The following is a 19,803-nucleotide window of genomic DNA, read 5'->3' as shown; positions in this document are numbered from 1 at the left end:
GATACGCCCTCACCCCAAATTCAATTCCTTGAAGAAATCATTGCCCTTGTCGTCGATGATGATGAAGGCCGGAAAATCCACCACCTCGATGCGCCAGATCGCTTCCATGCCGAGTTCGGGATATTCCACCACCTCAACCTTCTTGATGCAGTGCTCGGCGAGGTTTGCCGCGGCGCCGCCGATCGAGCCGAGATAGAAGCCGCCGTGCTTCTTGCAGGCCTCGCGCACCGCGACCGCGCGGTTGCCCTTGGCGACCATCACCATGGAGCCGCCCGCCGCCTGGAACTGGTCGACGAAGGAATCCATGCGTCCCGCGGTGGTCGGACCGAACGCGCCGGAGGCGTAGCCGTCGGGCGTCTTGGCGGGGCCGGCGTAATAGACCGGATGGTTCTTGAAGTAATCCGGCAGCGGCTCGCCCTTCTCCAGCCGCTCGCGCAATTTGGCGTGGGCGGAATCGCGCGCGACGATCATGGTGCCGGTCATCGACACCCGCGTCTTGATCGGATGCTTTGAAAGCGTCGCCAGAATATCCTTCATCGGCTGGTTGAGATCGATTTTGACCACCTCGCCGCCGAGCGCCTGTTCGACCGCCGGCAGATACTGCGCGGGGTTGTGCTCAAGCTCCTCGAGATAGACGCCGTCCTTCGTAATCTTGCCGAGCACCTGGCGGTCGGCCGAACAGGACACGCCGAGACCAATGGGCAGCGACGCGCCGTGACGCGGCATCCGGATCACGCGCACGTCGTGGCAGAAATACTTGCCGCCGAACTGCGCGCCGACGCCGAGCGATTGCGTCATCTTCAGGATCTCCTGCTCCATCTCCAGGTCGCGGAAGGCGTTGCCATCGGCCGATCCATGGGTGGGCAGTGCATCGAGATAGCGCGCGGAAGCCAGCTTCACCGTCTTCATGCAAAGCTCGGCCGAGGTGCCGCCGATCACGATCGCCAGATGATAGGGCGGGCACGCGGCGGTGCCGAGCGTGAGCACCTTCTCCTTCAGGAACGCCAGCAGGCGGTCCTTGGTCAGCACTGACGGCGTCGCCTGGAACAGAAAACTCTTGTTGGCGGAACCGCCGCCCTTGGCCATGAACATGAACTTGTAGGCGTCATCGCCCTCGGCGTAGATCTCGCACTGCGCCGGCATGTTGTTGGCGGTGTTCTTTTCCTCATACATCGAGATCGGAGCCACCTGCGAATAGCGCAGGTTACGGCGCAGGTAGGCGTCGCGCGCGCCTTCCGAAAGCGCGGCCTCGTCGTCGCCGTCGGTGATCACGCGGGCGCCCTTCTTGCCCATGATGATCGCGGTGCCGGTGTCCTGGCACATCGGCAGCACGCCGCCGGCGGCGATGTTGGCGTTCTTCAGAAAATCGAACGCCACGAACTTGTCGTTGTCGCTGGCTTCCTTGTCCTCGAGGATGCTCGCCAGCTGCTTCAGATGGCCGGGCCGCAGATAATGATTGATGTCGCCGAAGGCGGCTTCCGACAGCGCCCGCAGCGCCTCGCGCGACACCACCAGCATGTCCTTGCCCAAAACCTTCTCGACCCGCACGCCATCCGTCGTGATCTTCTTGTAGGGCGTGGTGTCCGCGCCCAGCGGAAACAGCGGCGTGTGCTTGTAGGGCGGAACGGGCTTTTGGTCGGGAAAGGCGGTCGGGGCGTTCATGGGCTGGGCTCGCAAGGTTTTGGGGGCGGAAGCGTCCACGGGACACCCCGGCATTTGAACCGTTCTAAGCACTTTTGACACAAAAGGAAGGTTCCCGAATGGCCATCAGCAATCGAAATCGAGAATGACGACTGTTCCCACCGCAGTGTCGACCGAGACAGTGGCCGCCCCTCCCCCGGTCCCGGCGGCAACCAGCCTGTCGGGCCTCAGCATCGCCCTGATCATCATCGCGGTGCTCGAACTCCTCGACGGCCTATCGGTGGCTTGGGGGATATTCGGTGATCCTGAAATCGAGGTGCCTGCCGTCAGCGGCGCTGCCAGCGTCATGCACCCGTTGCTGGCGCTGGCGGCCCTGGTATTCGCCGGTTTCGGGCGCGTGCGGCCTGCGGTTGTCATGCTCGGCGCGGTCATCTTCGTGACCTGGCTGAAATACATGCCGACAGTGGTGTCGTCAGGAATAGACGCGGTCGGCTTCGGCGCGATCTGGTCCCCTGCGCAGATCATCGCGTTTCCGCTCCTGGCTGTGTGCGCGATCGGCCTTGCCGCGCGCGACCTGCGGCTGCTCGTTGCCACCGCGCTGGTCAGCCTTCCCACCCTGTTCAACATTGCCGCCATCATCGCGATTGCCATCGGCCGCGCCATGCGCGGGACCTGATGCACGACGCCGGCAAGCCAATGGGGACACCGATGACAACGGCCGAGTTGCGCGCGCCTGCCCCGGCGGCCGGGATCGCGCCTGCCACGTCGGCGCCGCGCCGGATCGGCCTGCGCATCGCGCTGTCTGTGATCGCGCTGCTGGAGCTCTATTGGGGCATGTCGAGCGCGCCGACGCTGCTGGACGACATGTCGAAAGTCCCGGGTCACGGCATCGGCGCGGCCATCGTCAAGCTGCACCTGGCCGTCCATCCGGTGCTGGCGCTGTCGGCGCTGCTGTTCGCGGCCATCGGTTACGTGCGCCACGCGGTCATGGCGCTCGGCGCGGTCATGCTCATGACCTGGCTGAGCTACATGCCCTCGGTGATCAGGCACGGGCTCGCTTTCAACGGCCCTTACGCGGCGCTGGAAACATCAGTGCAAATCATCCTGTTCCCGCTGATCGCCGCCTTTGCCATCGCCTGTGCGGCGCGCGACCAGCGGCTCGGGGCCGCCACGGCGCTGGTCAGCACGCCGACCCTGCTCAACCTGTTCACCACGACGGCGTTCTTTATCGCAATGATGATGCGCGGCTTCTGATTGACATTCGAGCAGGCCTCTTGCAGGAAGCTGCCGCGCAAGCTTCAATGGGGCCCAGAGGGGCATTTACAAATGACATCAAGACGACAGTTTCGCCGATCGGTCCTGGTCGCGGCCGCGCTGGCGCTGGCCGCCTTCTCGGCCTCGCCGGCCCGCGCCGACCGCTGCGACGACGTCGCCAAGCAACTCGCCAGCCAGGTCGACGGGATCAAGGTCAACTTCAAGGCCGCCAACATCGTCTATCTGACGCATCCCTCCGCGAAGGAGCTCTCGATCGGCTGCCGCGGCAAGAGCTACTCGCTCGAGCTCTATGCGAAGACCGACCGGAAATTCAAACCGGAATTTCTCGACATGGTCGCGAGAGCCGGCGCGCTCGTCTTCACCATTCCGAAGCCCGACGTCGTGACCGGCTCGACGCGCTGCATGAAGCGGATGGGCATCCTGCGCGGCGACAAGGTTTCGATGCGCTTCCGCCGGCTCAACATGGAATGCACGCGGACCAAGACCGAGGCCTCGATTGCGGTCACCCGCGGCAAGGACGAGTAGCGGTGCCCCTTCCGGGATCCGCTGCATTCTAATGAATTTTCGAGCGCCCCGTTCACCATCGGGCGGGATCGCCGGCCGGGATTTACACATCGTTCGCTTCAATGCCTCCAGTGTCGGAGGCAACGAAAAGGATGATGCCGATGGATATCTCTGCTGTGTCCGCGCCGGTGCTGATCAAGCCGCCTGAAGCCAGCGCGCCCAAGCCAGAAGTGAAGCCCGCCGACGTACAAAACGGCGCCGCCGCCGACGGCACGCGCCTGCCGAAGCCGACGCTGCTTGCCGCCCTGCCGCCCGGACAGGGAACGCGGATCGACCAGTTCGCATAGAGGCTGCTCGCCCTTGGCCTGGTCGGGGCCAACAACAGCTTCGCGATCATGCGGGTATCCCCATTGCACGGGGCGTCATGATCGCGCGATTTTTCGGCAAACGTGCGGCTGCTGCAGAACACTTTCTTCGTCGTCGGGATGGGTGCGCTGCTGTTTGCCTCCGCCGGCACGCTGCATTGGCCCGGCGCATGGGCGTGCCTTGCGACCTCCGCAATGCTCGGCCCGGCCTGCGGCCTGTGGCTTGCGAAAACCGATCCCGCGCTGCTCGCCGAGCGGCTGCGGCTGACGGCACGCGAGGAACAGCCGGCCGCCGACAAGAAATTCATGCTGGTCTTCGCCGCCACGGGGTTGATCTGGTTCGTCGCGATGGGGCTGGACCGGCGTGCTCTCGACCGGCTTCATCATGTGGGTGTTTCGCGAAAACTCGTTCGCGGCCCCCGTGATCAAGGTACAGGCCGCGCGCGACCATCATGTGGTCTCGACGGGTCCGTACGCCTTCGTCCGCCATCCCATGTACAGCGGCATCATGCTGTTTTTCATCGGCGTGCCGCTGCTGCTGGGATCGTGGTCGGGCGTGGCGCTGGCGCCGCTGTTCGCCATCCTGTTCGCGGTCCGCGCCCGTATTGAGGAGCGCGCGCTGATCGCAGGCCTGCCGGGCTATGCTGACTACGCCGCGCGCGTGCGCTATCGTCTGATTCCGGGAATCTGGTGAGGGACACATGCCTGAAAACAAGACCTACACGGGCGGCTGCCATTGCGGCCAAGTTCGGTTCGAATGCACCACGGACCTCGCAATGGTCACCGCCTGCAATTGTTCGATCTGCACCAAGAAGGGCCTGCATATCACCTTCCTGGAGCCGAAGAGCTTTCAGCTCCGCGCCGGCGAGGACAATTTGCGCGAATATCTCTTCAACAAGCACGCGATCCGCCACCAGCTCTGCATCGATTGCGGCGTCGAGGTTTTTGCGCGCGGCGCCAGACCTGACGGCAGCGAAGTGGTGGCGCTCAATGTGAGCTGCATCGACGGCATCGAGCTATCGAAGGTGACGATGACGCCGGTGGATGGCAGGAGCAGGTGATAGCGCTCCCTCTCCCCGTTCTTCACGGGGAGAGGGTTGGGGTGAGGGGCTCTCTCCACGAGGTGGTGCGAGTTGATAGTCCGGTACCCCCTCACCCGGCGCTACGCGCCGACCTCTCCCCGCAAGCGGGGCGAGGTTAAGTCCGCAGCGACGCGCGCCTCTCACACATCCAGCGCCTTGTAGTGCCGGAAGATCCCGTCCTCGTTGAACGCAATCCGCCGCTCGCTGGCGAGATAGGCCTTGATGTTCGGCCGCGCGGCGACGTGGCCATGCAGCTCGACCAGGGCGGGAATGTTCTTTTCAAACGCTTTCATGCGCTTGGGAAAGGCGTAGCGCAGCCCTTCCACGATCTGGAACAGCGACAGGTCGACATAGGTCAGGCGCCGGCCGGTGACGTAGGCGCCGCCATTGGCGGCCAGCAGCTCCTCGAAATAATCCAGATATTTCGGCAGGCGTGATTTCCAGAATTCGGCGGTGCGCTTTTTGGCCGGCGCCTTCTGCTCCTCGTAATAGAGCGACGAACCAAGCGGATGATGGGTGTCGTGAACTTCCAGCACAAGATCCGCAATGGTGAGCTGCAGCTGGTGCACCCACAGCCTTGCCGCTTCTGCCTTCGGCGCCAGCCCATGGCGCGCGCCGAGATAGAGCAGGATGTTGGCGGTCTGGCCGATCACGAGGTTTCCCGCTTTCAGGAACGGCGGCGCAAAGGGCGGCGTGCCCTTTGCAGTCTCCATCATCTTCATCATCGCGCTGGTGCCGTTGCCGCTTCGCGCCACGTCGGTATAAGCAGCGCCGGCTTCTTCCAGCGCAAGCCGGACGTATTCGCCGCGGCCCTGAATATGTGGCCAGTAATACAGTTGATAGCGCATCGACGGCATCTCCAAAGACCTGCAGCAAGAGCCCTGCTCGCAGCCATAACACATCAGTCCGCATTTCGTTCGTCACAATGCCGGCCGGCCCTGACGCCCGATCGCCACGCCATTGCGTTTCGCAACCGCCTGAATTCTCCACAGGCGCGAATCTGTCCGAAGGCGGGAGGCCGTGTTAGGTTCCTCTTGGGTGCCGAATTCCTCAACACGACAGGAGCATGGGATGACGGATAACAAGAAGAAGCGCGGCGGCGCCGATGCCGCGCTGATCGCAATGGGCGAAGCTTACGAAGTCGCCTATTGGTCGAAGAAATTGAAGATCACGCCGGCCCAGCTGAAAGCCGCCGTCAAGAAGGTCGGCCACTCCGCCAGGAAAGTGGAAGCCTATATCGGGGAGCAGAAGCACAAGGCCGCCGACCGCGCGCTGATCGCCATCAGCCAGCCCTACGAAGTCCGCTACTGGTCGAAGAAGTTCAAGGTCACCCCGGCGAAACTGAAGGCTGCCGTCGCCGCCGTCGGGCATTCGTCGAAAAACGTCGGCGCCTATCTGGCCAAGAAGAAAACGACCAAGAAGAAAGCCGCCAAGACCGTCAAAGCGCCTGCCAAAAAGAAGGCTGCAAAAAAGAAGACCGCCAAAAAGGCATCAAAGAAAAAGGCCGCCTGAAAGGCGGCCTCAAAGCCGGGCATGGCTTCTTCGAGCAACTGCACCGCGATCGCGTGGGCACGTCGCCGGACAGGGCGACGGCTTCAGGCGATGGCGGCTTGCGTGAGGCTCAATAACCGCAGGTGGCGCAACGCGGCGCGACCGGCGCATAATAGGCACGGGCCGGCGCAACCATTTCAACGCGCTGCTGGACGGCGTATCGCGGGGCTGTCCGTTCATAGTGGACGCGGCCGGGCGAGACCATCACGGTCTTCGGCACCATCACGGTGCGATAGCGCGCCGGGGTGCGATACGCGGTGACGCGACCGGGCGAAACCATCACGGTTTCCTGCACCGTACGGTACTCCGCCGGGACCACCTGCTGCACATATTGCGGACCGCAGCAGGGCTGCGGCTGGTAGCAGGAATAACAGCCGGCAGAAGCGGCGGTCGGGATGACGGCTGCGGCGAGCGCGGTGGCGAAGGCGGCGGCAATAACGCGAGACATGATTATACCTGCTGGCTTGAAGAAAATTCGTGAAGTTGCACGCAACTTCGTCCGTTTGAATGATCTAGCCGAGCAACACCATGCGTCAACTTGAAAACAATATTTACCTTGACGAACATCGCTAACGACTTCTAAACGGCGCGCGCTTCGCTTGCGACGCTACCCGCGCACGCTCGCATAGTCCCAGCCGATCCAGTCGCAGAGCGCGCGGCCCATCACGTCCTCCAGATCGGCGCCCTTCAGCCACGGCAGCTCCTCGGTGAAGAACGTGACGCATTGCCGGTAGCTGCACGGCATCCGCGTGATGTCGGTGCCCCAGAACATCCGCTTCGGCCCATAGGCATCGAAGATGCGGTGCAGCCCATCATGGATGTTGCGGAACGGATAGGCCTCGGTCGAATAATGCGGCGCGCCGGTCGCCTTCACCGCGACGTTCGGCAGTTGCGCCAGCGCCAGCAGTTCATCGAGATGGATGAACGCCTCGGCATCTCGCCCGTGCCGGTTCAGGCCGCAATGATCCAGCATCATCTTCAGGGCGGGATGCCGTTCGGCGATCTCGCGAAATTTCGGCAGGAACAGTCCGCCCATCATCGCCAGCGGCAGCCCCTCCTGCTCGGCCGCCGGCCACAGCCAGTCGAGCGAGCCGTCGTAGAGCCATTTCTGGTGCGCTTCCAGTAGCAGCGGCCAGCGTAGCCCCATCATGCCGGGCTGCTTGCGCCAGCCATGGATCAGCGTGCGGTTGTCGGGATTCTCGAGCGCAAAATTGCCCATGATGGCAAAGCGGTCCGGATATTTCCGGGCCGCCTCGATCGCCAGCGCGTTGGAATCAGGATCCCAGCCGGCTGGCGGATGGATCAGCGCTGCATCCACCCCTGCCTCATCCATCTCGGCCAAAACTTCCTCGGCCGTGAACTTCGCGACCTTGCGATGCAGCCCCGACGTCGGCGTCACGGTTTGCGACCAGATGTGAACCTGCGCGTCGATGATCTTCATGAACCCTCCCCCGTCATTCCGGGGCGATGCGAAGCATCGAACCCGGAATCTCGAGATTCCCCGATGCGCAATTGCGCATCTGCGATATGGTGCTAACGCACCATTCCGGAATGACTTCGTCAGTTCGCCGCGAAGCAATACATCAGGCCGTCGCCGCCGGTGCTCTTCAGATCGTTCTGCGAACAGCCGCCGTCCGATCCGCGCGACGGATGCGACGAATTCCAGGACTTCGAGGCGTCGTCGTCGCGCAGGCCGACACGGTCGATGTGCCCGACCATCGCCGCCCCCTGCGTGCTGCTCGTCCAGTTCTTGCAGGTGCGGTCCTCGCCGGCTGCAAAGGCCGTTCCGTCCGGCTGCGAGCCCGTCAGCACGTCATGGCGGTTCGGCGTATCGCCGCGGCCATTGATGACATCGCCCTTCTCGCTGAGCGCAGTCTGCTTGGTGAGACCGTTGCTGCCGTGCAGCTCGGCGACATCCTTGGCGACCACCGCGCCCTTGGAATTCTTCCACGGTCCGTTGCCGATGCGGTCGCGCGCATTGACGGCGGGCTTGCCGTCGGCGGCCTGGGTCGAGAGATAAGCGCGCCAGGTTTTGGCGCCCGCGCCGGCCGCCTGCGCCAGCGTCTGGCATTGATTGTCCGCCCCGGCGAGACCGCCGAGATTGCCGCCATTGCCGATGCCGTTGCTGGTCACGAAGAAGCTGGTGTCGGCCGATTGCGCCTGCGCCGGCGCTGCGGCGAAAACCCAGATCGCCGCGAGGACGAAAGCGGCCGGTGAGATCATCCTGGAAACAAGGTTCATCAAAGCCTCCCATTTTTTCTTGTTGGCACGCCGTATCAACACGCCGCGGCAATCATTATTCCGGAGGCATAGCGGCAAAGCAAAAGGCGCCGCGGAATCAACCGCGGCGCCTTGTATGTTTTAGCGTTCAGCAGAAGATCAGTTGGTCTGCTGGATCGCCGAGAGTTCCCAGTGTCCGCCGGATTGCCGAGCGAAGGTCCACACCTCGGTCGCCTCGATCGGGGTCTCGCTGCCCGAGACCAGACGGTTGGTGCCGCGCTCGAGGGTCTTGTCGACCAGCGAGAAGCGCATCGCGACGCTCGCATAATCGGTTTGGCCTTCGCGCCAGGCTTCTGCGAGGTCGCCCTGCAGCAACTTGACGTCGGACACCTTGTTGACGTCGTTGTTGGCCTTGTTCTGCTCGAGGTCCTTGGTGAAGTACGACACCATCTCGGGCGTAGCGAGCGTATGCAGTTTCGCGACGTCCTCGTTCGACCATGCGGCCTGGACTTCGCCAAGCAGCCGTTCGAACGCCTCGTAGTCGGAAGGTCCGATCTCGAGCGGCGCGGGGGCGCTCGATCCCAGACCAAAGCCCATTCCGGAGCCGAAGCCGGTCTGCGGAGGGGCTGAACCCGCGGCCGGTCCGGCAGCGGAATTGGCATAGGCGGCCGCCGGGGTATGGCGGCGCTGCCACCACGACATTGCCAGCTTGACCACGATCAGGATCAGGCCGACCTGCAGGATCAAGCCGATGATCGACGCAATCCCACCGAGGCCACCGAGCAGCCCGCCACCGGACAGCATGCCGAACAAGCCGGCGCCGAGGAAGCCTGCGGCGAGACCGCCCATCATCATGCCCATACCGGGCCGGCTGAAGAAGCCACCCTTGGCTGCCCCTGCGGCGGCTCCAGCGGCCGCCGGTGCGCCCGGCTGGCTGAAGGTACGGTTCATGGGCTGCGCCGCGTTGGGCGCCGTGGTGGTGCTGGGCGGAGCCGAATAGGTCTTCGATCCCCGCGAACCGGAGCTGCTGCCGCCGCCAACCCGGGCGTCAGCCGACGAGACCGCCATCGCGAGGGGAACCGCCAGCGACAGGACGATGGCGAAAGCCCGAACAATTCCGCGCGTGCTTTGCGAGAAATTCATATCTTGTTTCCTCAATTCCCCGGCATGGGGAAGCAGCCCCTAAGATGGGCAGAGCTGCTTAAAAGTGAAGCCGTAAACGGGAACAAGCGCTGCGGCCCTCAGTCGCGGGGATGTGACGATTAGGCCGGTTGTGGGTTTGAACCCGTTGGAACTTAGGAGTTTTCCGCGTGGACCTGGCGAGTCGGTTGGGGATCGGCGGCGACGCGTCCGGGGACCGGTGCAAGGACCGGCCCGAGGATCCTTAACGCCACCTCACCGACCGGCGATGGATGCGATGTTTCCTCGGCCACGAGGGCCTGATCCATGGTGTGGGCCCCGAGCTCGCACATGGCCTGGGTCGCGACATCGCCGCGGCGAACGCATTCCTTGGCCAGAAATTCGAATTGCGCCCGCGCCTGGCGCAGGGTCTCTTTCGGCACGACCGCGCTGTTTTCTCCCGGCGCTGAATCCCGCTCTTGCGGTTGAACCGGAGGCGAGCCGCCCTGGGCTTCCGCGCGCGGGTCGGTGGCCGCAACGCCGAGCTGGCTGATCCGGTCAAAGGCCGACCGAAGCTCCTCGCGCTTGGCCTCGAGCGCCTCGATCCTCTGCTGCAGCTCCTCGTGTTCGTTCGCGGTCGCGACGCGGATCGTCGCAAGTTCGTCCTCGCGCGATCGCAGTCTGGATTGCCAATCGTCACGCTCACGATCAAAGGCAAGCCTGAACTCGGCCATGACGGCCTCGCTCTGCGACAGCTTTGCCGAGAGCTCGTCGCGCTCGCGCAGAAACTCGCTGCGCTGCTGCTCGATTTGCTTGATGCTCGCTTGCAGGCTTGCCTTCAGCGCGACACGCTCCTGATCGAAGCCTGTACCAAGCTCGGCCAGGGCGGATTCATGCGCCTGCTATTTCGTCGCGGCCTCCTCCTGTGCACCCTTCAAGGTTTCCTGCGCTAGCTTCAGCGTGTCGCCGAGTTCGAGCAGCTCCGCCTCCCGCCCCTGCAGCGTCGTCTTGAGCGTATCGCGCTCGGTGATGATGAAACTGGAAAGCTTTACATGGCGCTCGATGTCATGCCGCAGGCTTTCGCATTCGGTTTCCAGTTCGTCATTCTGGTGGGACACGGTTTCGTACTTGTAGCGCCACAGCTGTTCCTCATCGAAGGCGCCGGAAACGCGCGCCATCAGGCCGTCGATCAGGTCGGCCGCGCGCAGCAGATTTTCGGCGTTTTGCCCGTTGGACATCATGTCGGCGAAACGGCGCAGAAAATGCGCTGTTTCCGCGGCGTCAGCCGCCTCAGGAACCGTGGCAGGATCGGTCATGCAACTTGCCTTCGTGAGCAGCGTCGGTGCCGTAAGCGGACACCTTAACCCCGTTCAGAACGGCAAATGTATGGTGGCGTGGGTTTTCCGGCCCAATCGGCGGGAACAAGCGCCGTTCCTGCCTCGCAGCAAATCCTGAAATCCGGACCGAACACCGAAAGCGGCCTTACGATGCCGTCATCGTCTCCTTCACCTTCGCGACCAGCGCGCTGAGCGCAAACGGTTTGGCGAGGAAGGCGAACTGCTCGTTCTCCGGCAGGCTCTTGTCGAACGCCTCTTCGGCGTAGCCGGAGACGAAGATGATCTTGAGGTTGGGGTTGCGCAGCCGCATTTCCTTGAGCAGCGTCGGGCCGTCCATTTCCGGCATCACCACGTCGGAGACGACGAGATCGACGGCGCCGTTCTTCTCCTCCAGCGCTTCCATCGCCTCGATGCCGTTGGCGGCCTCGATCACGCTGTAGCCGCGCGAACGAAGACCGCGCGCGTTGAGCGAGCGCAGGCCGTCCTCGTCTTCGACCAGCAGGATGGTGCCCTGCCCGGTCAGGTCGGCCTGCGGCTTCGGCGGCTCGGCCACTTCCTTGGCGGCGCCATTGGTAACCTGCGGTTCGGGCGCGGCTTCCAGTTCGGGACGGTGCCGCGGCAGGAAGATGCGGAACGTGGTGCCCTCCCCCGCTTTCGAATCCACGTAAACGAAGCCGCCGGTCTGCTTGACGATGCCGTAGACGGTCGACAGCCCGAGGCCGGTGCCCTTGCCGACCTCTTTGGTGGAGAAGAACGGCTCGAAAATCTTGTCGACGATCTCGGCGGGGATGCCGGTGCCGGTATCGGCGACGTCGATGCGGACGTAATCCGCCGCCGGCATGCCCTTGTAGGACAACAGCGCGGCTTCATCCATTGTGACGTTGCTGGTCTTGACCGTCAGCTTGCCGCCATCGGCCATCGCGTCGCGGGCGTTGACGGCGAGGTTGACGATCACCTGTTCGAACTGCGAGACGTCGACCTTCACCGGCCAGAGATCGCGGCCGTGCACCAGGTCGAGCTTGACCTTCTCGCCGATCAGGCGGCGCAGCAGCATGGTGAGATCGGATAGCGCGTCGCCGAGGTCGAGCACCTGCGGCCGCAGGGTCTGGCGGCGCGAGAACGCGAGCAGCTGCCGCACCAGCGTCGCGGCGCGGGTGGCGTTCTGCTTGATCTGCATGATGTCCTGGAACGACGGGTCGGTCGGCTTGTGCGCGTTCAGCAGGAAGTCGTTGGCCATCATGATGGCCGAGAGCACGTTGTTGAAATCGTGCGCGATGCCGCCGGCGAGCTGGCCGACCATGTCCATCTTCTGGGACTGGTTGATCTGGTTCTCGAGCGTGCGCCGCTCGGTGGTTTCCAGCATGTAGACGATGGCGGCTTCGGTTTCGCGCTCGTCCTCCTCGACCGCGGTGACGAAATACTGCGCCCAGCGCTCCTTGGCACCGTCGAGCATGGCTTCGACCGGCGCGATGTCGCCCTGCCCTTCAGCCGCCTGGTTGATCGCCGCGATCAGCAGGCTGCGGTCGCGGGCGTTCACGCTGCGGAAGATCGACTTGTTGGCAGCCCCATCCGCACTCAGGCTTTGCGCCAGCTTGGCGAAGCGGGCATTGGCGCGCACCACCGCGCCGGCGCGGTCCACGGTCGCGATCGCCATCGGGGTATGGTCGAAGAACCGCATGAAGCGCACTTCGGCGGCGCGCTCCGGGTCGGAATGCTCGTCGCGCGCGCGGCTGATCACCAGCGTCCGCGACGCGCCGGGCACGCCGTCGGCGCCGAACGCCAGCTTGTGATAGAGCCGCACCGGCATGGTCTTGCCGCTGCGCATGCGCAGATCGATGTCGAGCACTTCGGTTTTGACTTCGCCCGGCACCGCCACGATCGAGGTCAGCAGCGACGCACCGTCGCCCGATACGATATCGGTCAGCTTCAAGCCGCCCGATCCGATCTCGGCAAGGTCGTGATCGAGCCAGCCCGCCAGCGTCGCGTTGACATAGACGACCTCGCCTGAAGGACTGACCGAGAAGAAGCCGCAAGGCGCGTGATCGAGATATTCGATCGCGTGCTGCAATTCCTTGAAGACGTCCTCCTGGCGTTCGCGATCCCGCGTGATGTCGGCGATCGACCACACCGAATATTTCGCCTCGCGCTTGCTGGCGCCGAGCGGACGCACCCGCATCCGCAGCCAGCGGCCATGGGCGCCGTCGGTTCCTGCGATCCGGACTTCTTCCTGCTTCCGCTTGCCCTCGCGCGCCGCCTTGAGCAGGCGGAACACCGCCTCCGACACGTCGGGATTGCCGATGAAGACGCGCTCGATCGGGCGCACCTCCTGGGCGGTCGCGGCCCCCGTCAGCGCCAGATAGGCGGCGTTGGAATAGACGACATGGCCGCGCGAATCGGTGACCGCGAGCCCGTCATGGGCGTGGTCGGCGATCCGCCCCATCACCGGATCATCGGTAGAGCGGTCGGTGAAGCGGATGATCCCGGCGGCAAAGGCGAACAGATTGAACAGGCCGACCATGGCCAGCAGCGCCAGCACGCCGAGGATATAGGGCTGGGCCTGGGCGCGACCGATGGTCATCAGCACGACCGCGATCGCGACGATGCCGGCGGCCACCAGCAGCACCAGCACGATGCTGCCGCTGCGCCGCGCCGGCTCTTGGGCCGCGAAGGGCTCGGGGGACGGATGGCTGTCGGTTTCGGCGGTCATATCAGGGGACGCAAGCCCGTCGGCATGGGATGGCGCGCTGATCTGCGCGCCTTCCTTGAGTGCCTGAATCGGACCGGCAAGCGCAAGTCCATCAGGCGGCTAATTGGCATCAATAGCGGTTTCAAGGGAAATGAGCACCGGTTCGAGTGAAGAAAACACGCAAAAAATTATCGCCCAGGGCCTTATCCCACGCATTTCAGGGCAATTTCCGCCCCATCCGTCAGTTGCGCCGGCCGGCGGCGTCGCGCTTCAACCCCATGACGAAGCCGATGATTTCGGCAACCGCATGATAGTGCTCGACCGGGATTTCCTCGTCGACATCGACGGTGGCATAGAGCGCCCGCGCCAGCGGCACGTTCTCGACGATCGGAATGTCGTGTTTCTTGGCGATCTCCCTGATCTTGAACGCGATATTGTCGACGCCCTTGGCGACGCAGACCGGCGCCGACATGCCGCGGTCGTAGGACAGCGCCACCGAATAGTGGGTCGGGTTGGTGATGATGACGCTGGCCTTGGGCACATCGGTCATCATGCGCTTCTTCATGTTGGCCTGGCGCAACTGCCGGATCTTGGCCTTGATGTGGGGGTCGCCTTCGGACTGCTTGAACTCGTCCTTGATCTCCTGCAGCGACATCTTCTGCCGCTCGAACCACTGCCGGTACTGGAAGAAGTAATCCGCGATCGCCACGGCAGCCAGCATCGCCACCACCGCGCCCATCAGATGCAGCGTCAGACTGGTGGTGACGCCCATGATCGCCGTCGGATCGAAGGCCAGGAACGACTCCAGCCGGTGGCGCTCCGGCCACAGCACCGCCATCATGACGGCGCCGAGCGCGACCAGCTTGAACACGCCCTTGAGGAAGTTCGCCAGCGCCTGCTTGCCGAAGATGCGCTTGAAGCCGGCGCCGGGCGACACCTTGCTGAATTTGGGCGTCAGCGATTCCGACGACCACACCAGCCGGTGCTGGATCATGTTGCCGGCGATGGCCGATATCATCAGCATCAGCAGCGGCACGCCGATCGCCGCCAGCACGGCAATGCCGAGCGTATTGCCGAGTTGCAGCAGCGCCGAGCCGTCGGCGCGCAGCGTGCCGGCATTGGCGATCAAATTGCGCATCGGCATCAGGATGCCGCCGCCGATCGAGCCCGAGAAGGTCGACAACACAAGCGTCGCGCCCGCGATCACGAACCAGGTGTTGACCTCCTGGCTCTTGGCAACGTCTCCCTTGGCATGCGCGTCGTCGAGACGCTTTTGCGTAGGGTCTTCTGTTTTATCGTCGCTATCGTCGGCCATCGCGGCGCCTTAGCTTTTTATCTTTATCTAAGCGGTGTGAGCTCGTGCATGACGCCGGTGAAGTAGTTCAGATAGGTGCCCATCATCGCCGTGAGGACGCCGGCGAAGATCAAGAAGCCGATCAGGATCGAGAGCGGCACACCGACGAAATAGACCTGCATCGCCGGCATCAGCCGCGCCAGAATGCCGAGCCCCATGTTGAAGACGATGCCGAACACCAAAAACGGCGCCGACAATTGCAGGCCGATCTTGAAGGCGGCGGCGAAAGCCCGGGTCGCAAGCGCCGCGACATCGCCGGTCGGCATCGTCTCGCCCGGCGAGAAGATCCGGTAGCTCTCGTTGAGGGCCGCAATGACCAGGTGATGGGTGTCGGTGGCGAACAACAGCGTGATGCCGAGGATGGAGAGGAAGTTGCCGATCAGAAGGCCCTGCTGGCCCTGGGTCGGATCGACCGCGGTGACGAAGCCGAGGCCGAGCTGCTGGGCGATCACCGATCCTGCGACCGCCAGCGCCGACAGCGTCACCCGCGCGGTGGCGCCGAGCACCACGCCGATGACGATCTCGTGCACCATCAGAACGCCCATCGCGCTCATCGAGGTCAGATCGACCTGATAGGCGGCGCGGTGCAGCGGCAGGATGATCAGCGTCAACAACAGCGCGATCGCAAGCTTGATCCGGACCGGGATGTTGCTCTCGCCAAATCCCGGCAAAAGCATCACCATCGCCCCCACGCGGGCAAACACCAGCATGAAGGTGGCGGCAAGGGCCGGCAGCATGGAGACATCGATGCGCATGGTCTACGCACAGTGCATCATCCGCCTATGATTCGCGACGATATCCGCATCATGTAGCCTTGCAGCGAATCCGCCATGAACGGCAACGCCAGCAATAATGTCACGAAGATCGCCAGGATCTTCGGCACGAAGATCAGCGTCTGCTCCTGGATCTGCGTCAGCGCCTGGAACAGCGACACCACGACGCCGACCACGAGGCCGACTACCATCAGGGGCGACGACACCACCACGATGGTCCAGATCGCATCGCGCGCCACGTCGAGGGTTTCAGCACCGGTCATTTTGGATTCCCTTTGTTCCTCATGGTGAGGAGCGCGCAGCGCGTCTCGAACCATGAGGCCGTTGTGCGGCCATCCTTCGAGACGCCGGCTGCGCCGGCTCCTCAGGATGAGGACAGCTCAAATCGGCATCTTCATGATGTCTTCGTAGGACTGGATCACCCGGTCGCGCACCGACACCAGCGTCGAGACCGCGACGTCGGTCTCGGCCACCGCCGTCACCACGTCCATGACGTTGGCCTTGCCCGAGGTCATCGCGATGGTCTGGGCGTCGGACTTCTTGCCGGCCTCCATCACGCTGCCGACGGCATCCTTGAGCAGCGCGCCGAAGGACGGGCCGCCGTCCGATTTCTGGCCGCCCTTCTCGGCGCCGCCGGTCTCCATTATGCGCGAGAGCGCGGCGTAGGCGTTTGCTGCAACTGTCGGTGAAGCCATGGTCTATGATTCCTGTTCAGGCCTTGAGAATGTCGAGCGTGCGTTGAATCATCCGGCGCGTAGCGCTGATGATGTTGAGGTTGGCCTCATAGGACCGCTGGGCTTCGCGCATGTCGGTCATTTCGACCAGCGGGTTGACGTTGGGGTATTTGACGTTGCCGGCGGCGTCCGCCGCCGGGTTGCTCGGCTCGTGCTTGATGCGGAACGCCGACTGGTCGGTGCGCACCTTGCCGAGCGTCACCACTTTCGCATCGATCGTGCGGTCCAGCGCCGAGGAGAAGGTCGGCACCTTGCGGCGGTAGGGATCGCCGGCGGAATTCGGTGCGGTGGAATCCACGTTCGCGATGTTTTCCGAGATCACCCGCATCCGCCCGGCCTGCGCGCGCAGGCCCGAGGTCGCGATGCTCATCGAGCGGGCGAAGTCGCTTCCACCATCATCTGCCATGATCCGGTTCCCCTAAATGCGGCGCGTCAGCGCTTTCCAATCGCGGTTTTGAGAAGTCCGAGGCTGCGGGTGTAGAGCGAGGTGGCCGCCGCGTAGTCCATCTGGTTGGCGGAGACCCGCATCATCTGGTCTTCCAGATTGACGGCGTTGCCGGCGGGCCGGGTCAGGAAACCGCTCTTGCCGCCATCGCCGTCGAAGGTCTGCCCGCTACCGGAAACGCCGATATGGCTCGCGCTGGTGCGCATCATCGCCATCGAACCGAACCCTCCGCCGACGGTGGAACCTTTTTTGTCGAATTTCGGTTCCACCAGATCGCGCGGCTTGAAGTTCGGAGTGTTGGCGTTGGAAATGTTTTCGGCGAGCACCCGCTGGCGCTCCTGATGCCACTGCATCTTAGTGCGCAGCGCCGACAGGATCGGAAGATCGTTGATGGCCATCGCGAGCGGGTCCTCGTTAACCTCTGGCAGACGCCGCGAGGTAGGCAGAATTTGCCCGGTGTATGGTTAACGGCTGGTTAAAATCCGCAGAATCAGGCCGTGGACAACGCGGTTGCACGGGGCCGGCGCCCAAAAGAGCGCATTTTCGCCACGAAACCTGCGTTAACCAGCAACGGCCGACGCGGCCGGGAGCGCTCAGAAGTCGTTTTGGATCAAGCGATTCTTGGTCTATTAATTAATGGGCGGCAGCGTTTGCCGTGGGGAATTAAGGAATTAGGGCTGATCTCGGGCGTGATTCGCCGGTCGACGGATCGCTTCGGAACATGAATATCGTTTCGGAACATGAATCCGGAAGAATCATGTTCAAGTTGGAAGATCAGATCCGCGCACCTCGAAGCAAGCATGTGAGAACGGCCTGAGGCCGGGGACTAGAGAATGCAGACAGCATATTTCATCTTCGCATTCATCGCCGTGCTGGCGCTGATCGGCGTCGCCGCATGGCTGGTGCGCCGCTTCGCCACCAACCGCCTCGGTACCAACACCAATCGCGGGCGGATGCCGCGGCTGGCCGTGATCGACGCCGCCGCCGTGGACGGCCGCCGCCGCCTGGTGCTGGTCCGGCGCGACAATGTCGAACATCTCCTGATGATCGGCGGCCCCAGCGACATCGTGGTGGAACCCAATATCGTCCGTGCCATGCCGGGCCGTGACCAGATGGCGCCGCGGCCTGCGGTCACCGGCGAGCAGCCGCCGCGTATCGCCCCGCTGCCGGATGCCGGCTGGAACGACGAGAGCGCGCGCGACTCGTTCGATCACGCCGAACCGCAGATGCCCGAGCCGCCGCCGCGCCCGGCGCGTCCCGCTTTCGCCGACGAACTCCGCCGCCCGGCGCCGCCGCCGATGGCCGAGCGCCGCACCGATCCGCTGGCAGGCTTTTCGCCGGAGCCGATGGGCGGCCGGCCGGAACCGCGTCCCGATCCGGTCCCGCAGCGCCCGGCCCGCACCGAACCCATGATGCCGCGGCCGCAGCGCCAGAGCGAGCTGCCGAAGCCACCGCCGCCGGTCCGTGCGCCCGAGCGTGCCGCAGCACCGCCGCCGCCACCTCCGCCGCCTGCGCCTCCGCCGCAGTCCGCCGACCAGAATCTCGCCGAGATGGCGCAGCGGCTCGAAGCTGCCTTGCGCCGGCCCGCCGATGCCCCGATTTCCCCGCCGGTCGCGCCGGAGCCGCCGCCTGCCCGCCCCTCGCGCAGCGAGACACCAGCCCCGCCCCCCGCGCCCGCGCCACAGAAGAGCGGGTTTGAGAATCTCGAAGACGAGATGGCCTCATTGCTGGGCCGCCCGAAGTCTCCTTCGTGAGATCGGCGAAAGCCCCGCGTAGAGTTTTATTTTTTGTCACACTGATAGCCGCCGGATCGCTCGCCGATCCGGTGCTGGCGCAGGACATCAGCATCAATCTCGGCCAGGGCGGTGGCGGCGTCACCGAACGCGCGATCCAGCTGATTGCGCTGCTGACGATCCTCTCGATCGCGCCGTCGATCCTGATCATGATGACGTCGTTCACCCGGATCGTGGTGGTGCTGTCGTTGCTGCGCACCGCACTCGGCACCGCGACCGCGCCGCCGAACTCCGTGATCATTGCGCTCGCAATGTTCCTGACCGCGTTCGTGATGGGGCCGGTGCTGCAGAAATCCTACGACGACGGCATCAAGCCTTTGGTCGCCAACCAGATCGGCGTCGAGGACGCGCTGCAAAGGGCGTCCGTGCCGCTGCGCGGCTTCATGCTGAAGAACGTCCGCGAGAAGGACCTCAAGCTGTTCCTGGATATGTCGCGCGAGCCGCCGCCGGCGACGCCGGAAGAGATGTCGCTGCGGATTCTGGTGCCGGCCTTCATGATCTCCGAGCTGAAGCGCGCCTTCGAGATCGGCTTCCTGTTGTTCCTGCCCTTCCTGATCATCGACCTCGTGGTGGCGTCGGTTCTGATGTCGATGGGCATGATGATGCTGCCGCCGGTCGTGGTGTCACTTCCGTTCAAGCTGATCTTCTTCGTGCTGGTCGACGGCTGGTCGCTGGTGGCGGGAAGCCTGGTGCAGAGTTACGGGACGTAGCTGATCTGATCCGCGCCGCTGTTACGGGCGGTCGGATAAGCGGTCGCGCCGGCCTTCTCGACGACAGCCGTCGTGATCATGCTGATGCCGTTGTCCGCGACCACGTCTTTGGTCCGCAATTCCACCGCGAAAAGCGCGGTGCCGATGACCGCGACCACGACAGCGATCGCGACCGGAACCAGCGCTCGGTGTGTATTCCTGGGATGCATAAAAA

The 19,803-nt window shown here is 64.0% G+C and carries 24 protein-coding genes and 1 pseudogene; 9 read left to right on the top strand and 16 right to left on the bottom strand.

All coding sequences use genetic code 11. The annotated features are described in order from the left end of the window. Positions 1–9: 9 nt before the first annotated feature. Positions 10–1,662, bottom strand: a complete 1,653-nt coding sequence (locus JQ575_RS20585; protein ID WP_212035025.1) for a fumarate hydratase — start codon at positions 1,660–1,662, stop codon at positions 10–12. 124 nt (positions 1,663–1,786) lie between these two features. Here JQ575_RS20585 and JQ575_RS20580 point away from each other — a divergent pair, with 124 nt between their 5' ends. The 6 genes and pseudogenes from JQ575_RS20580 (at position 1,787) to JQ575_RS20555 (ending at position 4,846) form a co-directional block, all read left to right on the top strand. Further along, positions 1,787–2,317 carry a hypothetical protein gene (locus tag JQ575_RS20580; RefSeq protein WP_212035024.1) on the top strand — a complete coding sequence of 177 codons (531 nt, stop codon included), beginning with the start codon at positions 1,787–1,789 and terminating at the stop codon, positions 2,315–2,317. Then, positions 2,317–2,895, top strand: a complete 579-nt coding sequence (locus JQ575_RS20575; RefSeq protein ID WP_249166780.1) for a hypothetical protein — start codon at positions 2,317–2,319, stop codon at positions 2,893–2,895. The genes JQ575_RS20580 and JQ575_RS20575 overlap by 1 nt, the downstream gene beginning before the upstream one ends. A 72-nt stretch (positions 2,896–2,967) precedes the next feature. Then, the gene (locus JQ575_RS20570; RefSeq protein WP_212035023.1) at positions 2,968–3,441 is read left to right on the top strand and encodes a hypothetical protein; all 474 of its coding nucleotides are present in this window, start codon (positions 2,968–2,970) and stop codon (positions 3,439–3,441) included. Positions 3,442–3,581: 140 nt separating this feature from the next. Beyond that, positions 3,582–3,767: a hypothetical protein gene (locus JQ575_RS20565; protein ID WP_212035022.1), complete on the top strand. Its 186-nt coding sequence runs from the start codon at positions 3,582–3,584 to the stop codon at positions 3,765–3,767. Positions 3,768–3,905: 138 nt separating this feature from the next. Further along, a pseudogene (locus tag JQ575_RS20560) lies at positions 3,906–4,479 on the top strand (methyltransferase family protein). Positions 4,480–4,486: 7 nt separating this feature from the next. Further along, entirely contained in the window at positions 4,487–4,846 is a 360-nt protein-coding gene (locus JQ575_RS20555) for a GFA family protein (protein ID WP_212035021.1), read from the top strand. A 161-nt stretch (positions 4,847–5,007) separates the two neighbouring features. On the opposite strand, the gene JQ575_RS20550 is transcribed toward JQ575_RS20555, so the two are convergent. Next, a complete protein-coding gene (locus tag JQ575_RS20550; RefSeq protein ID WP_212035020.1) occupies positions 5,008–5,715 on the bottom strand; it encodes a glutathione S-transferase in 708 nt (235 codons plus the stop codon). A 223-nt stretch (positions 5,716–5,938) separates the two neighbouring features. Between JQ575_RS20550 and JQ575_RS20545 the strand changes: the two genes are divergently transcribed. Next, a complete protein-coding gene (locus JQ575_RS20545; RefSeq protein ID WP_212035019.1) occupies positions 5,939–6,379 on the top strand; it encodes a DUF3606 domain-containing protein in 441 nt (146 codons plus the stop codon). Between the two features lie 109 nt (positions 6,380–6,488). On the opposite strand, the gene JQ575_RS20540 is transcribed toward JQ575_RS20545, so the two are convergent. From JQ575_RS20540 to flgB, 13 genes are all read right to left on the bottom strand, one after another. After that, entirely contained in the window at positions 6,489–6,866 is a 378-nt protein-coding gene (locus JQ575_RS20540) for a hypothetical protein (protein WP_212035018.1), read from the bottom strand. Between the two features lie 159 nt (positions 6,867–7,025). Then, positions 7,026–7,859 (bottom strand): amidohydrolase, encoded by an 834-nt coding sequence (locus JQ575_RS20535; protein ID WP_212035017.1) that lies wholly within the window; start codon positions 7,857–7,859, stop codon positions 7,026–7,028. A 119-nt stretch (positions 7,860–7,978) separates the two neighbouring features. Then, positions 7,979–8,641: a lectin gene (locus JQ575_RS20530; protein WP_212035116.1), complete on the bottom strand. Its 663-nt coding sequence runs from the start codon at positions 8,639–8,641 to the stop codon at positions 7,979–7,981. Between the two features lie 156 nt (positions 8,642–8,797). Then, complete coding sequence (locus JQ575_RS20525; RefSeq protein WP_212035016.1) at positions 8,798–9,781, bottom strand: Tim44-like domain-containing protein; 984 nt, start codon at positions 9,779–9,781, stop codon at positions 8,798–8,800. A 152-nt stretch (positions 9,782–9,933) separates the two neighbouring features. Then, positions 9,934–10,491 carry a hypothetical protein gene (locus JQ575_RS20520; RefSeq protein ID WP_212035015.1) on the bottom strand — a complete coding sequence of 186 codons (558 nt, stop codon included), beginning with the start codon at positions 10,489–10,491 and terminating at the stop codon, positions 9,934–9,936. Between the two features lie 168 nt (positions 10,492–10,659). Continuing rightward, positions 10,660–11,073, bottom strand: a complete 414-nt coding sequence (locus tag JQ575_RS20515; protein WP_212035014.1) for a hypothetical protein — start codon at positions 11,071–11,073, stop codon at positions 10,660–10,662. A 166-nt stretch (positions 11,074–11,239) separates the two neighbouring features. After that, entirely contained in the window at positions 11,240–13,801 is a 2,562-nt protein-coding gene (cckA, locus tag JQ575_RS20510; RefSeq protein WP_212035013.1) for a cell cycle histidine kinase CckA, read from the bottom strand. Positions 13,802–14,021: 220 nt separating this feature from the next. After that, on the bottom strand, positions 14,022–15,095 hold the full coding sequence (flhB, locus tag JQ575_RS20505; RefSeq protein ID WP_212035012.1) for a flagellar biosynthesis protein FlhB: 1,074 nt from the start codon (positions 15,093–15,095) through the stop codon (positions 14,022–14,024). A gap of 23 nt (positions 15,096–15,118) precedes the next feature. Next, positions 15,119–15,889, bottom strand: a complete 771-nt coding sequence (gene fliR, locus JQ575_RS20500) for a flagellar biosynthetic protein FliR (protein ID WP_212035011.1) — start codon at positions 15,887–15,889, stop codon at positions 15,119–15,121. Positions 15,890–15,906: 17 nt separating this feature from the next. Continuing rightward, positions 15,907–16,170 (bottom strand): flagellar biosynthesis protein FliQ, encoded by a 264-nt coding sequence (gene fliQ / locus JQ575_RS20495; protein WP_192740264.1) that lies wholly within the window; start codon positions 16,168–16,170, stop codon positions 15,907–15,909. A gap of 117 nt (positions 16,171–16,287) precedes the next feature. Next, on the bottom strand, positions 16,288–16,602 hold the full coding sequence (gene fliE, locus JQ575_RS20490; protein WP_212035010.1) for a flagellar hook-basal body complex protein FliE: 315 nt from the start codon (positions 16,600–16,602) through the stop codon (positions 16,288–16,290). 16 nt (positions 16,603–16,618) lie between these two features. Beyond that, on the bottom strand, positions 16,619–17,047 hold the full coding sequence (gene flgC / locus JQ575_RS20485; protein ID WP_212035009.1) for a flagellar basal body rod protein FlgC: 429 nt from the start codon (positions 17,045–17,047) through the stop codon (positions 16,619–16,621). 26 nt (positions 17,048–17,073) lie between these two features. Further along, positions 17,074–17,484, bottom strand: a complete 411-nt coding sequence (flgB, locus tag JQ575_RS20480) for a flagellar basal body rod protein FlgB (protein WP_212035008.1) — start codon at positions 17,482–17,484, stop codon at positions 17,074–17,076. Between the two features lie 435 nt (positions 17,485–17,919). On the opposite strand from flgB, the gene JQ575_RS20475 reads away from it, so the two are divergent. Further along, entirely contained in the window at positions 17,920–18,840 is a 921-nt protein-coding gene (locus tag JQ575_RS20475; RefSeq protein ID WP_212035007.1) for a flagellar biosynthetic protein FliO, read from the top strand. Next, positions 18,837–19,589 (top strand): flagellar type III secretion system pore protein FliP, encoded by a 753-nt coding sequence (gene fliP / locus JQ575_RS20470; protein ID WP_212035006.1) that lies wholly within the window; start codon positions 18,837–18,839, stop codon positions 19,587–19,589. Before JQ575_RS20475 ends, fliP begins: the two co-directional genes overlap by 4 nt. Here fliP and JQ575_RS20465 read toward each other — a convergent pair. Continuing rightward, on the bottom strand, positions 19,577–19,798 hold the full coding sequence (locus JQ575_RS20465; protein ID WP_212035005.1) for a hypothetical protein: 222 nt from the start codon (positions 19,796–19,798) through the stop codon (positions 19,577–19,579). The genes fliP and JQ575_RS20465 overlap by 13 nt on opposite strands. Positions 19,799–19,803: the final 5 nt, after the last annotated feature.

Source organism: Bradyrhizobium sp. JYMT SZCCT0428 (assembly GCF_018131075.1).
Classification (GTDB): Bacteria; Pseudomonadota; Alphaproteobacteria; order Rhizobiales; family Xanthobacteraceae; genus Bradyrhizobium.
The sequence above is the reverse complement of the archived record's forward strand: the minus strand, read 5'-3'. Positions and strand labels throughout refer to the sequence as shown.

Coding starts and splice junctions, on each gene's coding strand:
- JQ575_RS20575 (WP_249166780.1), top strand. CDS start 2,317: ATGCACGACGCCGGCAAGCCAATGGGGACACCGATGACAACGGCCGAG.
- fliE (WP_212035010.1), bottom strand. CDS start 16,602: ATGGCTTCACCGACAGTTGCAGCAAACGCCTACGCCGCGCTCTCGCGC.
- JQ575_RS20570 (WP_212035023.1), top strand. CDS start 2,968: ATGACATCAAGACGACAGTTTCGCCGATCGGTCCTGGTCGCGGCCGCG.
- JQ575_RS20545 (WP_212035019.1), top strand. CDS start 5,939: ATGACGGATAACAAGAAGAAGCGCGGCGGCGCCGATGCCGCGCTGATC.
- JQ575_RS20525 (WP_212035016.1), bottom strand. CDS start 9,781: ATGAATTTCTCGCAAAGCACGCGCGGAATTGTTCGGGCTTTCGCCATC.
- fliR (WP_212035011.1), bottom strand. CDS start 15,889: ATGCGCATCGATGTCTCCATGCTGCCGGCCCTTGCCGCCACCTTCATG.
- JQ575_RS20580 (WP_212035024.1), top strand. CDS start 1,787: ATGACGACTGTTCCCACCGCAGTGTCGACCGAGACAGTGGCCGCCCCT.
- JQ575_RS20475 (WP_212035007.1), top strand. CDS start 17,920: ATGCAGACAGCATATTTCATCTTCGCATTCATCGCCGTGCTGGCGCTG.
- JQ575_RS20550 (WP_212035020.1), bottom strand. CDS start 5,715: ATGCGCTATCAACTGTATTACTGGCCACATATTCAGGGCCGCGGCGAA.
- JQ575_RS20535 (WP_212035017.1), bottom strand. CDS start 7,859: ATGAAGATCATCGACGCGCAGGTTCACATCTGGTCGCAAACCGTGACG.
- fliQ (WP_192740264.1), bottom strand. CDS start 16,170: ATGACCGGTGCTGAAACCCTCGACGTGGCGCGCGATGCGATCTGGACC.
- flgC (WP_212035009.1), bottom strand. CDS start 17,047: ATGGCAGATGATGGTGGAAGCGACTTCGCCCGCTCGATGAGCATCGCG.
- JQ575_RS20565 (WP_212035022.1), top strand. CDS start 3,582: ATGGATATCTCTGCTGTGTCCGCGCCGGTGCTGATCAAGCCGCCTGAA.
- JQ575_RS20585 (WP_212035025.1), bottom strand. CDS start 1,662: ATGAACGCCCCGACCGCCTTTCCCGACCAAAAGCCCGTTCCGCCCTAC.
- JQ575_RS20465 (WP_212035005.1), bottom strand. CDS start 19,798: ATGCATCCCAGGAATACACACCGAGCGCTGGTTCCGGTCGCGATCGCT.
- JQ575_RS20520 (WP_212035015.1), bottom strand. CDS start 10,491: ATGGCCGAGTTCAGGCTTGCCTTTGATCGTGAGCGTGACGATTGGCAA.
- JQ575_RS20515 (WP_212035014.1), bottom strand. CDS start 11,073: ATGACCGATCCTGCCACGGTTCCTGAGGCGGCTGACGCCGCGGAAACA.
- JQ575_RS20540 (WP_212035018.1), bottom strand. CDS start 6,866: ATGTCTCGCGTTATTGCCGCCGCCTTCGCCACCGCGCTCGCCGCAGCC.
- flgB (WP_212035008.1), bottom strand. CDS start 17,484: ATGGCCATCAACGATCTTCCGATCCTGTCGGCGCTGCGCACTAAGATG.
- JQ575_RS20530 (WP_212035116.1), bottom strand. CDS start 8,641: ATGATCTCACCGGCCGCTTTCGTCCTCGCGGCGATCTGGGTTTTCGCC.
- JQ575_RS20555 (WP_212035021.1), top strand. CDS start 4,487: ATGCCTGAAAACAAGACCTACACGGGCGGCTGCCATTGCGGCCAAGTT.
- flhB (WP_212035012.1), bottom strand. CDS start 15,095: ATGGCCGACGATAGCGACGATAAAACAGAAGACCCTACGCAAAAGCGT.
- cckA (WP_212035013.1), bottom strand. CDS start 13,801: ATGACCGCCGAAACCGACAGCCATCCGTCCCCCGAGCCCTTCGCGGCC.